This is a genomic window from Shewanella sp. VK101, from assembly GCF_056497865.1.
Genome location: NZ_CM151402.1, coordinates 4,067,083 through 4,081,732, shown reverse-complemented (window position 1 = coordinate 4,081,732; position 14,650 = coordinate 4,067,083). Strand labels below are relative to the sequence as shown.

Here is a 14,650-nt window from a genome sequence, read left to right as displayed (position 1 = left end):
GCCCGGCCTGGCCGCAGCCTTATGGTGCAGGGCACCACTTCGGATGCCGGTAAGAGCACCTTGGTAGCCGGACTCTGCCGGGTGTTTCATCGTCATGGTGAGCGGGTGGCGCCCTTCAAGCCGCAAAATATGGCACTCAACAGCGCCGTCACCCGGGATGGCGGTGAAATTGGCCGGGCCCAGGCGCTGCAGGCGGTGGCCGCCGGTCTTGAGCCGAGAATCGACTTCAACCCGGTATTGCTTAAACCCAGTTCAGATACCAAGGCGCAGGTGATTATTCAGGGCAAGGCGCTGACCAGCCTGGAAGCGGCCGCCTTTTTCGGCCCCGAGAGTCGTGACTATAAAGCCGCTGCCTTGCAGGCGGTGTTGGCATCCTGGCACAGGTTGCAGCAGGAGTTTGACTGGCTGCTGGTAGAAGGCGCCGGTAGCCCGGCCGAAATCAATTTGCGCCAGGGCGATATTGCCAATATGGGCTTTGCCGAAGCGGTGGACTGCCCGGTGATCCTCATCGCCGATATCGACAAGGGCGGGGTATTTGCCCACCTGGTCGGTACCTTGGCCCTGCTGTCCGAGAGTGAGCAGGCGCGGGTAAAGGGCTTTGTGATCAATCGTTTTCGCGGTGATATCTCATTGCTGCAGTCCGGGCTGGATTGGCTAGAAGCTCACACCGGCAAGCCGGTATTGGGCGTATTGCCCTACCTCGATGCCCTGCATCTGGACGCCGAAGATGCACTGGTGCAGCCCACTGCTCAGTCTCAGGCTGCTACCGAGCAGCCGGCAACAGCTCAATCAGCACGAGCTCAATCTGAAACAGCTCAAGCTGGGACGCGACTGAGAGTCGGCGTCTTGGTGTACCCCAGGATCAGCAACCATACCGACTTTGACCCGCTGCGGCTGCATCCGGATATCGAGTTTTGTTATATAGGGCCGACCCATCAGGGCGAACTTCCAGGGCTGGATCTCCTGCTGTTGCCCGGCAGCAAGAATGTGCGCGCTGACCTGGCTTTTATCCGCCAACAGGGCTGGGATAAGGGCATAGCTCGCCATCTGCGCTATGGCGGCAAGCTTATCGGTATCTGCGGCGGCTTTCAGATGCTGGGGCAGAGCATTGCCGACCCCTTGGGACTGGAAGACTTGCCCGGTACCAGCCAAGGGCTGGGCTACCTGCCGCTCACTACCGAGCTGCAAGTCGAAAAACAGCTGCTCAATGTCAGCGGTACCCTGAGGCTTGGGCAATCATCGGCATCAGTCTCCGGCTATGAGATCCACTGCGGAGTGTCGCGGATCCCGGACAGGTGGATGCAGCCACTGTTGCTTAATGAGCGTGACGGTGACGGCAACTGTGCCAGTGCCACTGAGCCTGCAAAAACCACAGTACCTTCACAAATCGCAGGGCCTACACAATTCACAGCACCCCGCAGCGAGGGCCTGCTGTCGGAGGATAATCAAATTCTCGGCAGTTATTTGCACGGCCTGTTTGACAGCCCTGAAGCCTGTGAACTGCTGCTCGCCTGGGCCGGGATGACGGCGCCACAGGGCCATGCCGTGGATATCAATCAGCAGCGGCAACAACAGCTGGATCGTTTGGCCGATGTGCTGGAGCAACATCTGGATTTCAATAAAATAATCAACATATTCAAAGAGGAAGACCCGGGTGACCGATAATAATCAAACCGATATCAAGGCAGAGCGTCATAAACAGCGGCAGCAGAAAGTGAAAGCGGCGGTGGATGCCAAAATCGCGGCTGCCACCGAAGAGAAGGGCATACTCCTGGTCGTGACAGGTAACGGCAAGGGCAAGTCCACCTCCGGCTTTGGCACTCTGGCCCGCGCGGTCGGTCATGGTAAGCAGGGCGCCGTGGTGCAGTTTATCAAGGGCACCTGGGAGTGCGGTGAGCGCAAGCTACTGGAAGGCGCCGGGGTCAAGTTCGAAGTCATGGGCACAGGCTTTACTTGGGACACCCAGGACAAAGCCAAGGATATCGCCGCCGCCGAAAAGGCCTGGGCGGCCGCCGAAAAATGGCTTCAGGATGACAGCATAGACATACTCCTGCTCGATGAACTCACCTATATGGTCAGCTACCACTATCTGGATCTGCAGCGAGTGATAGATGCGTTGCAAAATCGTCCCCCTATGCAGCATGTGATCATCACCGGCCGCAATTGCCACAGGCAACTGATTGAATTGGCAGATACTGTCAGTGAGGTGAATAGCGTGAAGCATGCGTTTGAGGCGGGGGTTAAAGCTCAGCCTGGTTTCGACTACTGATATTTCTTCTATTTCTTCTATTTCTTCCTGTTTGCGACCGTGGCGTTATTGTCTGCGTCGGCTCACCCAATCACATATTTATTGTATGCTCATGGGCTGAGCTTCCTTGACGGCTTAGCCACAGCCGCAAACCGTTTGAAATAGGTGGACTGGATGAGTGATTTCACTCAGGCACAGATTGAAGAACTGGCCAAAAGATAGCAAATTTATCGCTTGCCTAATGTTGTTAATCTCTGACAAGATACTGATACAGAAAGATAAAATTTAGGTTGGGGGAAGAGGCAGAACACTTAATCCCCCCTGCGGTAGCCACGCTGCTTGTCTATTAAAGTTTTGACAAAATGCCAGGCAATTTGAAGATAAATTTGCGCGTTATTTCTGTAATGTCACAGAAAATAGATTTAAATTCAAAAAGATATAAAACACTGTTGGTAGATAATAGATTTGGAAAACGACTATAGCTGTTATGAATATTTTACAGATGTCATGAATATTTTTAATTGAGAAAGGAAGGTCGATTTGAAAAGTGAATTAGTCAATATTTGCTATGAAGGTGAGTCTGGTAACTCAGACATTCGTACGCTCTCCCATGAAGGACTATTACATATCTCATTGAAGGATATTCTGGTAACTCTGAACAAAGAAAACAGAGAACTTAACGAAAATCATACACCTAAGTTAATGGCAGGCCTCATCAAATCACAGCTGGAGGCATTGGATGTGGATGAGTACATCTCTGTCCCATCTGCAAATCCTACATTTAAAGGCGAAACTGAAATTTTTGTAACGCAGCCTGGCCTATACAGGGTTCTGTCTAGTGATAGAAGCAAGGCTGGAAAGCGGTTTCAAAAATGGCTTTACCATGAAGTTATTCCATCCTTAACTAAACACGGCGTTTACCCACCACCACCTGAATCAAAAGGCTCCTTACTTACACAAATGGCAGAGGTTGTTGCACAAAACTCAAGGATGATCGCGGATGCGCTCGCCAGACAAGATGAACTAGAGCAAGACGTAATCGAAGTAAAACACAAACTTGGAACTGTCGTAGACAAAGTAAATGCCTTGGACTCTAAAGATCCAGAAGATACATTTATCGTGACTGTACGCTACAGGTGCAATGAGCTGGATATGAGTCTTGATCCAGAAGCAGAAGAGCATCTGGTTGCTTGGTGCGATAATCTGAGCCTAAACCAGAACAAGAGAATTAAGCGTTGTGCATCAGGTGATAGACTAAATAGTCGTTACCACTTAACCATCATTGATGAAGCAATTGCTATGGTTTTAAAATCCAGTTAAAAAAAGACAGGACAGCCAAGCAAAAAGATAGCAAAAGATAGAGCAAAAGATAGGACAGCCATATCTTTTTGATGTTTCGCACAGCCTTGATTAGGCTTTGAAATACCCATCAAAGCTAAGTCGAGGTTGGTTATGACCACTGCCCGTGGCCAGTTGATAGATGCTGAAAGTACGCCCTTTTACCACGTGATTAACCGTTGCGTCCGAAGGGCATTTTTGTGTGGTGAAGATGCACTGTCGGGGCGCAGTTACGAGCATAGGCGTGGCTGGATAGTGGATAAAATCAGGCAGTTGTCGTCAATATTCTGCATCGACGTTTGCGCTTATGCGGTTATGAGTAATCACTACCATTTGGTGCTCAAAATCGACCTTGCTGCACAACAAGCGTTGTCACCATTTGAAGTCATTGAGCGTTGGACATTGCTCTTTAGTGGCAATCCTGTGGCGGCAAAGTTCCTCAAGGGCGATAGTCTCTCAGACGGTGAGCGAATACTGTTGGATACGCTGATTGGTGATTGGCAGGAACGCCTTGGCAGTATCAGTTGGTTTATGCGCTGTTTAAACGAAGATATCGCCCGCAAGGCCAATCGTGAAGATGGCTGCAAGGGCGTATTCTGGGAAGGACGTTTTAAGTCGCAGGCGTTGCTCGATGAACAGGCGCTGCTGGCCTGCATGATGTATGTGGATTTAAATCCCATTCGCGCCGGTATTGCAGATTCGCTGCAAACTTCTGATTACACATCCATTCAGGAGCGCATAGAAGAAGTTGCTGAGCCAGCAACTGCCAACACTTCACTTAAGCCGCTGCTGCAATTTGACGGTGCAGCCACTGCCGCCGAACAAAGCGGCATTCCGTTTCACTTTGCCGACTATCTGGAGCTGATTGATTGGACAGGCTGGGCGGTGCGGGAAGACAAGCGTGGCTTTATTGCCTGTTCCAGACCCAAACTACTGCTTGAGCTTGGTATCAGTGACGATGCCTGGATAACTTCCGCCAAGGAGTTTCGCCGTCAGTACAGTGGCATGAGTGGCCGATGGGATGCCATGTGTGCCATGAAGGCCAAATATGGCGGTAAGTGGTGCCGAGGTAAGCAACAAAGCCAAGCAATACATCCCCATTAACCTTAAACCCTTGGTGATATTGCGGCAACAGGCTTAAGCCTGCCATTGGCATGTCTGGCAACCGCAGTTTTTGTATGAAGCACGCAGATTACTCGTCTCAGAGAATCTACTTCGAATAATTCATCTTCACTTATAAGCGATTGAGACCGAATGATATGCTTCCTGTATGCCTCTAGGTTTTTTATTGGCCGTCATCTGTGGATCAATCACTGAAAATACTGACACAGTTGCGGCCGGAAACCTTGGCCTGGTACAGGGCCTGATCGGCATTGGCCAGCCATTGATCGCTGTTTTCCACCTCATCACTCAGATCGCAGATCCCCAGGCTGATGGTAAAGGGCACCGGCTGACCATTGAAGCTGAAGCGGCTGCTTTCCACCTGAGAGCGCAGCCGCTCGGCAAAGGAGCGGGCATCCTCGGCGCTGGTGTGGGACAAGACCACAGCAAACTCTTCGCCCCCGTAGCGCCCGGCGCAGTCGGTTTCCCTGAGGTTTTGGCTGAGAATATGGGACAGATGCTGAATAACCCTGTCTCCGGCGATATGCCCCAGGCTGTCGTTGATCCGCTTAAAGTGATCTATATCGAACATCACCAGACTGGCAGGATCGCCATAGCGGGAATGGCGATCAAATTCCCGCTGCATGCATAGTTGCCAGTGTCTGCGGTTATGCAGCTGGGTCAGGCCATCGGTTTGGCTCAGGTGTTCCAGGCGCTCGTTGGCACTCTTGAGCTGCAGCTTGTTGATGGCAATATCCGTCACATCATAGATGATGATGCTGATATGGGAGATCTGCCCGGTCAGAGAGGCCAGCGGCAACAGGGTGACATTCTGGAACATGAACTCGGCGCGGCCTGTGATGGGCCGGTAGTTCTTGAATTTGAATACATAGGGCCTCTGCTCCCAACTGATGAAGGCGCGGTTCTTCAGCAGAAACACAGACTCCATCTTCTGCTTGAGCCAGTTGGCCGGCAGATCCGGGAAACGTTCAAACAGGTTGTCGCCCTTGATATCGTTGGGAGAAACGCCGCTGTGGTTCTCCATAAAACCGTTCCACAGCTGAATATTGTACTCTCTGTCCAGCACCACCAGGCCGACCTCTATGGTTTGTACCATATCGATCAGCCAGTGCAGTTCATTCATTGCATCCAAATCCTTTGCCATGGCAAACCTGTTTTTGTCAGTTCATCAGATAGCCGAGCTTGAAATTCAGCGTCGGCAAGGAGTCTTCGGTAAAGAGCAGCAAGAGATCGCACTGCACATTGTGATCTTCGATACGATAATTGATCTCCATCGCCAACGTGCGTTGCCAGCGATCTGAGTTATCGTGGATCAGATCGTTTACTGTGCAATGTCGACCGAGCACCACAGGGTGCGCCTGGCTGAATTGCATGTCCAGTTGCTCCGAGATACCGCTGAGGAAGGCACCGATCAACACGTTGGCTGTGTCGATCATCACCTCGATTTCTGTGTTGGCATCTTCGGGATCCGACAGGCCCATCAACTTGGCCATATCCTTAAAGCTGGAGTCGTGAAACAGCAGCAGAGCCTCACCGGCAATCCCGGCACCGATAAAGCCTTGGCACAGCGCCGAAATTTTGGGGCTTTCCTCTGTGGCCTTGAGTGCCATGGTCAATTCGCTGACCTCCAGCACATTGACGTTGGGAATAGGCAAGAGCACAAATACATCCAACAGCTTGGCCAGCAGATCGGCGGCGCGGCCCATGGCAACGTTGGCAACCTCCTGGCAGGCATCGCGCATATCCACCTGGATCATTGGCTCTTCATTGCTTTCGCCGCCTTCGGCCAACTGCAAAATGCCATATTCCTGCAGTATGCTGCTGATGGCATCTGCGCTGACGGGTTTTTGAATAAAATCCAGCGCGCCCAAGGCCTTGACTCGCTGATGAGCCTTAATTTGTATATCGCCCGAGACGACTATCACCATGGCCGGCAGGTCTTGCTGCTGAATCGTTTGCAGCACTTCGTAGCCGTCCATGACCGGCATGTTGAGATCCAAAAAGACAATCTCGCCCTTGCCGGCGCGAATTGCCTCCAGTCCTTCGGCGCCATTGGCGGCAAAGCTGATGTCTACCTCCCAATCTTTGGGAAGAGTACGGGCCATCTGCTTTCGCGCCAGCGCAGAGTCGTCGCATATGAGTACCGGAATCGCCATAGAGATTTCCTGTTCTACTGCATTACTTGAAGATAACACCTACAGCGGCATTTTTGTGATTATCCTCTGATTATGCCGCTGGATCAGTGAGGACTGGGCCGATAGTCAGTTATCGGCGAGCTCGGGCTTGATGCCCGTTTCTCATACATTTGGCAGGAGAAAATCTTATTATAGTGCAATGGCTTGCCTGTTGAGGGTCGATATTGTGAACACTTGTTGTCACTAAGTCAAAGCTAATGTCAGATTGTTGACGTTAGTCAAAATTTAGACTGCTCTGTGTTGTTGAAACGGGACGCTTTTTGCTCTGGCCTGACCAGTGTGATGGTGATACCGTTAACATAACTTCAACTTTCAAGGACCTGCAGATGCAGTGGCAGACACTCAGCCTGGAATGGCAACAACAGCTGGCTATCGTTAGCTTGAATCGGCCGGATAAGCTCAATGCCATTAATTACACCATGTTCAGTGAACTCAAGGCGATGGCGCGTCATTTGCGCCGTCAACGACATTTGCGGGCGGTGATCCTCAGAGGTGAGGGCGGCCAATTCAGTTCAGGCCTGGATATCAAGAGTGTGGCCAACTCTCCCTGGCAAGCGCTGAAACTGCTGTTCAAGCTGTTACCGGGCAATGCCAATCTGGCGCAGCAGGTGTCTGTCGCCTGGCGTGAGTTGCCGGTTCCTGTCATTGCCGTCTTGGATGGCCGTTGTTATGGCGGCGGTTTGCAAATTGCTCTCGGCGCCGATTTTCGCATTGCCGCCAATGACGCCGAGTTGTCAATAATGGAAGCCAAGTGGGGCTTGGTTCCCGACATGGGCGGCCTGGTGAGTTTGCGGGAAATTCTGGCAAAAGATCAGGCATTGAAACTCAGCATGACGGCGGAATTAATCCCGGCTTCCAAGGCATTGGAGCTTGGGTTGGTGACCGAGTGCTGCAGTGAGCCTCTAGCCCGGGCACAAGAACTGGCAGCTGAGCTCAATGAGCGCTCTCCCGATGCGTTGGCGGCGATAAAGCTGAGTATTAACCGCAGCTGGAACGGTTCCCGTAGGCGCCTGCTGGCGCGGGAGTCCTGGAGCCAGGTGCGTCTGCTTTTGGGGCGCAACAGAGCCATTGCCGCCGTGCGTCAGGGCAAGGATCCCGAGCGGGCCTTTGAACCGCGGCGAAACTGGTGAGATACCTATCACGTATGATGGGATAATAACTTGACCTCAATGGCAAAACTGCCTGAAAATCCGTCACTTTATTTTTAGACGGAAATTGGGATGCGGATTTTTTTTGAACGCCTGCTCTGGGGCAGTCGCTTGTCTGTCATGGTCGGAGTCTTCTCCTGTGTGCTGGCGGCCTTGGTCACTTTTGTCATGGGAGTCAAGGACGTGCTGCATATGTTTGCCCTGCTGTGGGAATACCTGCTCAGTGGCAGCTATGATGTGCGTAACGATCTTGTGATGGTACTGGTGGAGATACTGGATACCTTCCTGCTCGGGGCTGTGCTGCTGATCTTCGCTTTCGGCCTCTATGAGCTCTTTATCCGTAACCTGGAGCCGGCCGGTAACTCGGATACCGGCGGCAAGATATTGATCATCTCCAGCATAGATGCGCTCAAGAGCAAGTTGGGCAAAGTGATATTGATGATGCTGATCATCAAGGTGTTTTCCTTCTTTGCCGATATCAAACCCAGCTCGGCATTGGACTTGCTGTTCATGGGCGGCACTGTGGTGCTCATCTCCCTGGCGTTGATGTTCTCCAAGGGCGGCAAGAAAGAGTAATCGCACTGCCGATATTTGCTCTACGGGAAGCTTGGTCTGCCGGCCGGTTTTGGCAGCAACTTCTGCAATTAGGCGGTCACTGATTGGTTTCAGTGGCCGCCTTCTCGTTTGGCGCCTGCTGTTTCAGCACCTTTCTGGCCATGCCTTCTATCATCAGCAAGGTGTTTTCAAAAGCAACATCCTGGCGTAGATCCAGCGCCAGCAACTGCTGCCGATATTGATTGTCCGGCTTGCTTGAAGCCAGGGTTTTGCGACTTTCCACAGTAGCCTGCGAGGCCTGGTGACCGTCGGGAGATTGGATATCGAGTATCGCCAACTCCAACCCGGCCAGTTTCTTTGGCAGTGCCAAATTGGCATAGGGATCGTCGAGGTAGGGATTGATCACCACCAACAAGTCCGGCTTGGCCAACTCCTGCGCCGCCAACAACTCAATCACCAAGGCGGCGGACTGATCCTGGGCTATCAGCAAGCGCTTGCCGGGAAAGGGCTCACCCAAGGCGTCCAATTGAGCCAGACTCTTTTGGATAAAGGTTTGTTGCTGCTTTCTGAGTTTCTGCCACTCCTCCGCCTCTCTGCGGCTTGTTGCCTGATTACTCTTGCCCTGCACTTTGCCATCGCCGGCCTTGCTTATTTCCTGGGCCTCTGTGGTGAAGTTGGGCTGCTCAGGAAAGGGCGGTGGTGTCATGCTGAGACTGGCCCAGCCTGCCGGATTGATGCTGCGGCGCAAGAAGGCGTTGAGCCCGGGGGCATCGGCATGGGTGCCGGGGGGCGGCAGCAACAGCACTGCGCCCAATTGTTTTGGGCCACTCCAGGGGCGCACCAGAACGGTTTGCTCCTCGCCATCTACTTGGATCTTTTGCTGTTCTGAGGCGGCGACATGCTCCAACGCCCGGCTATTGTCTCTGGGTTTCATAGGGGCTGTTTCAGGTGTTTGCTTGGCAGGCTTCTGCACCGGTTGCGGTTGAGTCTGCTCCTGGTTGGCCATGTCTTTGTTGGCTGGTTCGTCGGCTGCCAGTGCTATCAAGGGGAAAAAGCACAGCATAGCTATCGTCCTGGATATCAGCGCCAAGTGAACTCCTTAAACTTTTCATAGGCTGGAATAGCATGATTCTGCAGCCTTTATTGACTCAATGCCAAAATTATAAGCCGCAAATTTGTGCACTAGTAGCTGTTGTATCGAAAGTTTGTGTGTCGATCCAATGCTTGAAGGCGTGGTGCACCAGGGCTTCTGAAATTTAGCGCAAAAAACAAGACCCGCAGTTAGCGGGTCTTGGGGGATGATATTTGAGTGGATTATCAGGCGTGGCTGACCAGCACCAGGCGCACGGCATCGAGCTGCAGCTGGCATTGATCCAAATAGCCGTGTAGTTCGGCTATCTGATTTTGCAGATACTCAAGCTCGGCATCGCGGATATTGGGGTTCACCGCCTTGAGGGCTTCCAGACGTTCCAGCTCGGCGCCCAATTGGCGCTCCATCTGCTGCTGCGCTTCGGCCTGCAGGTTGGACATAGCCTCAATAGCGTGGGCTTCGCCCTTGGCCAGCAGTGGATGCAATATCGCCTGCGAGGCATTGACCAGCTTGCTGCCGATATGGCGGTTAACCGCGCTGAGCTGGCGATCGAAGTGCTCGTAACTCACCTTGTCAGACAGATTGTTGCCATCCTTATCCAGCAGAATGCGCAGCGGTGTCGGCGGCAGATAGCGATACAGCTGGCTGGACTTGGGTGCCGAGGCCTGTGCCAGGTAGATAAGCTCCAGGAACACAGTTCCGGCCGGTAGCGCCTTGTTCTTGAGGATGGCAACACTTGTGGTGCCAGTCTCAGAACCTGTGATCAGATCCAACCCGGTTTGCACCAGCGGATGCTCCTGGGTTATCAGGGCGATATCGTCGCGGGACAGGGCGGTATCCCGGTCGAAGGTCACGGTAATGCCATCTTCCGGCAGACCGGGATAAGTGGGGAACATCATGTGCTCACTCGGGCGCAGCACTATGGTGTTTTCACCTCTATCGTCCTGATCTAGACCTATGATGTCCCACAGACGGATCACTGAGCCGATAAGCTGGGTGTCGTTATCCATCTGCGCCAGTCTCTTGGTCAATGCCAATGACCTGTCGCCGCCGTGGGAGTTGAGTTCCAGCAGCTTGTCGCGGCCCTGCTCCATTGCCTGCTTGAGCTCTTTATAACGGCTGCGGGTGTCGCGCAGCAGCTTGGCCATCTCTTCTTCGTTTTCTTCCACCAGCAGTGGCAGCAACTGGGCGCCAAACTCCTTGAACAGAATATGGCCGCCGGGGCAGGTGAGTTCGAAGGCGTTGAGGCCTTCATGGTACCAGGCCAACAGACGCTCCTGCGCTGTGTCGGTGAGGAAGGGCAGGTGGATCTCTACATCATGGTTCTGACCTATGCGATCCAGGCGACCTATGCGCTGCTCCAACAGATCCGGGTTCAGCGGCAGATCGAACAGCACCAACTGGCTGGCGAACTGGAAGTTACGCCCTTCGGAACCGATTTCCGAGCAGATCAGCGCCTGGGCGCCGCCCTCTTCCTGGGCGAAGAAGGCACCTGCCTTGTCACGTTCTATGATGGACATGCCCTCATGGAACACAGTGGCGAGGATCCCTTCACGGGTGCGCAGTGCTTCTTCCAGACTCAGCGCGGTGGCGGCCTGACTGGCGATGATCAGCACTTTCTTGCTACGGTTTTGCTTGAGGAAGTCGATGAGCCAGTCGACCCTGGGGTCGAACTTCCACCAAGCGGCGGAGTTTTCATCAAACTCCTGATACATTTTTTCCGGCGCCAGCGCATAGGCGGCCTTCATTTCCAAGGTGCGGTGACCATTCATCATGGCACTGACTCGGGCCGCAGTGAGGTACTGCTCCGGCATGGCCTGTGGATAAGCGTTGAAAATGCGTTTCGGGAAGCCTTTGACCGAGGCGCGGCTGTTGCGGTACAGCACCCGACCCGTGCCGTGTCTATCGAGCAGCTCCTGCAGCAGCTCGTCACGGGCGGCTTGCTGCTGCTCGGCATCGACGCCTTCAGCCTGGATAAGGCGAATGGCGGGGGCGATATCCTTCTCGGACAAGAGCTCGGTCAGGCTGTTGATGGCATTGTCGGGCAGCTTGTTGCCACTGGCCAACGCCTCGGCGGCGAGGGCCACCTCTTTGTAGCCTTCTTCCTCTTTGATAAAGGCTTGATAGTCGTAGAAACGATCCGGATCCAGCAGTCGCAGTCGGGCAAAGTGGCTCTCATGGCCCAACTGATCCGGGGTCGCGGTCAGCAGCAGTACGCCGGGCACCACTTCCGCCAGAGCTTCAACCACTTGATAGGCGCGGCTCGGAGCCTCTTCGGTCCACTCCAGGTGATGGGCCTCATCGACCACCATAAGATCCCAGTCGGCATCCAGCGCCTGGTCGAGACGGCGCTTCTTGCGCAGCAGCTCCAGCGAGCAGATCACCAACTGTTCTGTGTAGAAGGGGTTGTCATGTTCGGCAAAGGCCTCGATGCAGCGGTCTTCATCGAATACGGCAAACCGCAGGTTAAAGCGGCGCAGCATCTCCACCAGCCATTGGTGGCGCAGGGTATCGGGCACTATCACAAGTACCCGCTCGGCGCGGCCTGTCATCAACTGTTGATGAATGATGAGGCCGGCTTCTATGGTCTTGCCCAGGCCCACTTCATCGGCCAGCAGCACCCGTGGCGCATAGCGGCGCCCGACTTCATGGGCAATCCACAGCTGATGAGGAATAAGGCCGACTCTGGGACCCTGCAGCCCCAGCAGATCTGAGGTGGCCAGGTTGTGGCGCAGTTGCTGGGCGGCGTAGCGCACCCCGAATCTGTCCAGTCTGTCTATTTGGCCGGCGAAGAGTCTGTCCTGCGGCTTGTTGAAGCGAATATTGTGGTCCAGCAGGGTTTCCCGGAGCTGCACTTCTTCACCGGTTTCGCTGTGAATGCCGGTGTAGATCACCAGCCCGTCTTTTTCATCCAAAGAGTTGATGGTCAGTGTCCAGTCTTCATGGCTCTTGACCTGATCACCTGGGTTATAAATCACCCGGGTTAACGGGGCGTCGTTGCGGGAGAACATGCGGTTCTCTCCGGTGGCGGGGAACAGCAGTGAGACCATGCGGCCTTCCAGTTGTACTACTGTACCCAAACCAAGCTCTGATTCGGTATCACTGATCCAGCGTTGACCTAAGGCGAAGGGCATCTTTAACTCTCATCTCCGGGCGGATTCTCAAAGGGCGCGTATGTTATACCAATCCGAGTATAATACCAATCCTGCCCCCCTTATGACGCCGGCCTTTTCGCTCGCTTGTCATCCAATCGTAATCTTTAGCATCCTACACTCAAAAACGGATACCGCGCAGTGGCCATTGAACAGACTGCAAAGGGTATTTGTCATCCGCTGCTAAAGGTGCCAGTATTAGTTTAAGCCATGTCACAGTGGTGAAACCTACCCGCCATCTGTCAGAAACAGGAGTGCCATATACCCCAACCCCAGGCCTGCGCTGGCCCATGACAACAAAGCTGTGAGTAGCTCATTGACGCAAATGGAGGCGCCATGGAACAAGACGACAGAAAGTTGTTTGTACTTGATACCAATGTGTTATTACATGAACCCTTAGCGATTTACTCCTTTAAAGAACATGATGTTGTGGTCCCAATGACGGTACTGGAGGAATTGGACCAGATAAAAGACAGAAAGCGGGATGTCAGCCGCGATGCCAGGGTCGCCATTCGGGCACTGGAAGATATCCTCGGCGGCAAGACTACTCCGGAACAGATAATCAAAGGGGTTCCCCTTCCAAGCCGCGAAGGGCACACAGATGCCACAGGTACTCTGGCCATCTTCCCCGACCACCAGATTGAATTCACCATAGGCTCGCTGCCCGGCGACAACAACGACAACCGCATCATCAACACAGCCCTGCATCTGCAAAATCAATACGAGCCCCGTACCGTGGTGCTGGTCACCAAAGACATCAATATGCGTCTCAAGGCCAAAGGTGCCGGGATACTCCTGGTAGAAGACTACCGCACAGATCAACTGATCGATGACATACGTTTTCTATCCAAGGGTTTTCATCAATTTGAAGGCAACTTCTGGGAGCATCTGCACAAGGTGGCCACCGAGCGTCATGGCCGTCATACGGTGCATGATGTGCCGCTCAAGGACCTGGGCGACGATCTCTTTTACATCAACCAATATCTGCTGGATGAGGAATCCGAGTTTTGTGGCCGGGTGGTCGGCCGCAGTGAAACCAGTCTCAATGTGCTGGATCTCGGTCGCGAGCGCCTGATGAATATGGAGGCCTGGGGCGTGAGGCCGAAGAACATCTATCAGGGCATGGCGCTGCAGGCCTTGATGGATCCCGATATCGATTTGGTTATTCTCACCGGCCCAGCGGGATGCGGTAAGACCTTGCTGGCGATGGCGGCGGCACTGGAGCTGGTGGTGGAGCGTAATCTCTACGACAAGGTGATAGTCACCCGAAATACTCCGGAAATCGCCGAATCGATAGGCTTCCTGCCGGGCACGGAAGAGGAGAAGATGGCCCCTTGGTTGGCGGCAATTACCGATACCCTGGAGGTGCTGCACAAGCATGACGTTAATCCCAGTGGTTCACTCAACTACATAATGGAAAAGGCCAATATCCAGTTTAAGTCGATCAATTTCATGCGTGGGCGTTCGATTCAGAACTCAGTGGTATTGCTGGATGAGTGTCAAAACTTGACCGCCTCACAGCTGAAAACCATGATCACCCGTATGGGAGAAGGCACCAAGCTTATCTGCTGTGGCAACCTGGCGCAGATAGACTCCAACTATCTGACCGCGGTCACCTCGGGTTTGACCTATATGGTTGAACGCTTTAAAAATTTTGAAGGCAGCGCCAACATTTACCTCAACGGCGTAGTGCGCTCACGGCTGGCGGAGTTTGCCGAAGAGCAGCTCTGATAACCCCTGCTACTGAAAAAGGCCCCATTTCGGGGCCTTTGCTTTGTGCGGGGTACTGCATATTCGACCAA

At 53.4% G+C, this 14,650-nt stretch carries 11 protein-coding genes; 7 read left to right on the top strand and 4 right to left on the bottom strand.

Annotation, left to right across the window (positions count from 1 at the left end):
- Nucleotides 1–21 precede the first annotated feature (21 nt).
- The 4 genes from ACSHSR_RS18150 (at nt 22) to ACSHSR_RS18135 (ending at nt 4,690) form a co-directional block, all read left to right on the top strand.
- Complete coding sequence (locus tag ACSHSR_RS18150; protein WP_479631532.1) at nt 22–1,665, top strand: cobyric acid synthase; 1,644 nt, start codon at nt 22–24, stop codon at nt 1,663–1,665.
- Nucleotides 1,655–2,269 carry a cob(I)yrinic acid a,c-diamide adenosyltransferase gene (gene cobO / locus ACSHSR_RS18145; RefSeq protein WP_208148844.1) on the top strand — a complete coding sequence of 205 codons (615 nt, stop codon included), beginning with the start codon at nt 1,655–1,657 and terminating at the stop codon, nt 2,267–2,269. Before ACSHSR_RS18150 ends, cobO begins: the two co-directional genes overlap by 11 nt.
- A gap of 519 nt (nt 2,270–2,788) precedes the next feature.
- On the top strand, nt 2,789–3,568 hold the full coding sequence (locus ACSHSR_RS18140; protein WP_345856872.1) for a BRO-N domain-containing protein: 780 nt from the start codon (nt 2,789–2,791) through the stop codon (nt 3,566–3,568).
- A gap of 132 nt (nt 3,569–3,700) precedes the next feature.
- On the top strand, nt 3,701–4,690 hold the full coding sequence (locus ACSHSR_RS18135; protein WP_479631016.1) for a transposase: 990 nt from the start codon (nt 3,701–3,703) through the stop codon (nt 4,688–4,690).
- 202 nt (nt 4,691–4,892) lie between these two features.
- Here the strand turns inward: ACSHSR_RS18135 and ACSHSR_RS18130 are convergent, their stop codons facing one another.
- Both ACSHSR_RS18130 and ACSHSR_RS18125 read right to left on the bottom strand, forming a co-directional pair.
- Complete coding sequence (locus ACSHSR_RS18130) at nt 4,893–5,852, bottom strand: GGDEF domain-containing protein (protein ID WP_025010319.1); 960 nt, start codon at nt 5,850–5,852, stop codon at nt 4,893–4,895.
- A gap of 16 nt (nt 5,853–5,868) precedes the next feature.
- A complete protein-coding gene (locus tag ACSHSR_RS18125) occupies nt 5,869–6,864 on the bottom strand; it encodes a response regulator (RefSeq protein WP_025888766.1) in 996 nt (331 codons plus the stop codon).
- 365 nt (nt 6,865–7,229) lie between these two features.
- Between ACSHSR_RS18125 and ACSHSR_RS18120 the strand changes: the two genes are divergently transcribed.
- Together ACSHSR_RS18120 and ACSHSR_RS18115 are read left to right on the top strand one after the other, a co-directional pair.
- Nucleotides 7,230–8,033 carry a crotonase/enoyl-CoA hydratase family protein gene (locus ACSHSR_RS18120; RefSeq protein WP_167716107.1) on the top strand — a complete coding sequence of 268 codons (804 nt, stop codon included), beginning with the start codon at nt 7,230–7,232 and terminating at the stop codon, nt 8,031–8,033.
- Nucleotides 8,034–8,123: 90 nt separating this feature from the next.
- Entirely contained in the window at nt 8,124–8,627 is a 504-nt protein-coding gene (locus ACSHSR_RS18115) for a YqhA family protein (protein WP_025010320.1), read from the top strand.
- 76 nt (nt 8,628–8,703) lie between these two features.
- Here the strand turns inward: ACSHSR_RS18115 and ACSHSR_RS18110 are convergent, their stop codons facing one another.
- The gene (locus tag ACSHSR_RS18110) at nt 8,704–9,696 is read right to left on the bottom strand and encodes a DUF3530 family protein (RefSeq protein WP_219014365.1); all 993 of its coding nucleotides are present in this window, start codon (nt 9,694–9,696) and stop codon (nt 8,704–8,706) included.
- A gap of 227 nt (nt 9,697–9,923) precedes the next feature.
- A complete protein-coding gene (gene rapA / locus ACSHSR_RS18105) occupies nt 9,924–12,830 on the bottom strand; it encodes an RNA polymerase-associated protein RapA (RefSeq protein ID WP_479631015.1) in 2,907 nt (968 codons plus the stop codon).
- A 354-nt stretch (nt 12,831–13,184) separates the two neighbouring features.
- Between rapA and ACSHSR_RS18100 the strand changes: the two genes are divergently transcribed.
- A complete protein-coding gene (locus tag ACSHSR_RS18100) occupies nt 13,185–14,579 on the top strand; it encodes a PhoH family protein (RefSeq protein ID WP_025010322.1) in 1,395 nt (464 codons plus the stop codon).
- Nucleotides 14,580–14,650 lie beyond the last annotated feature (71 nt).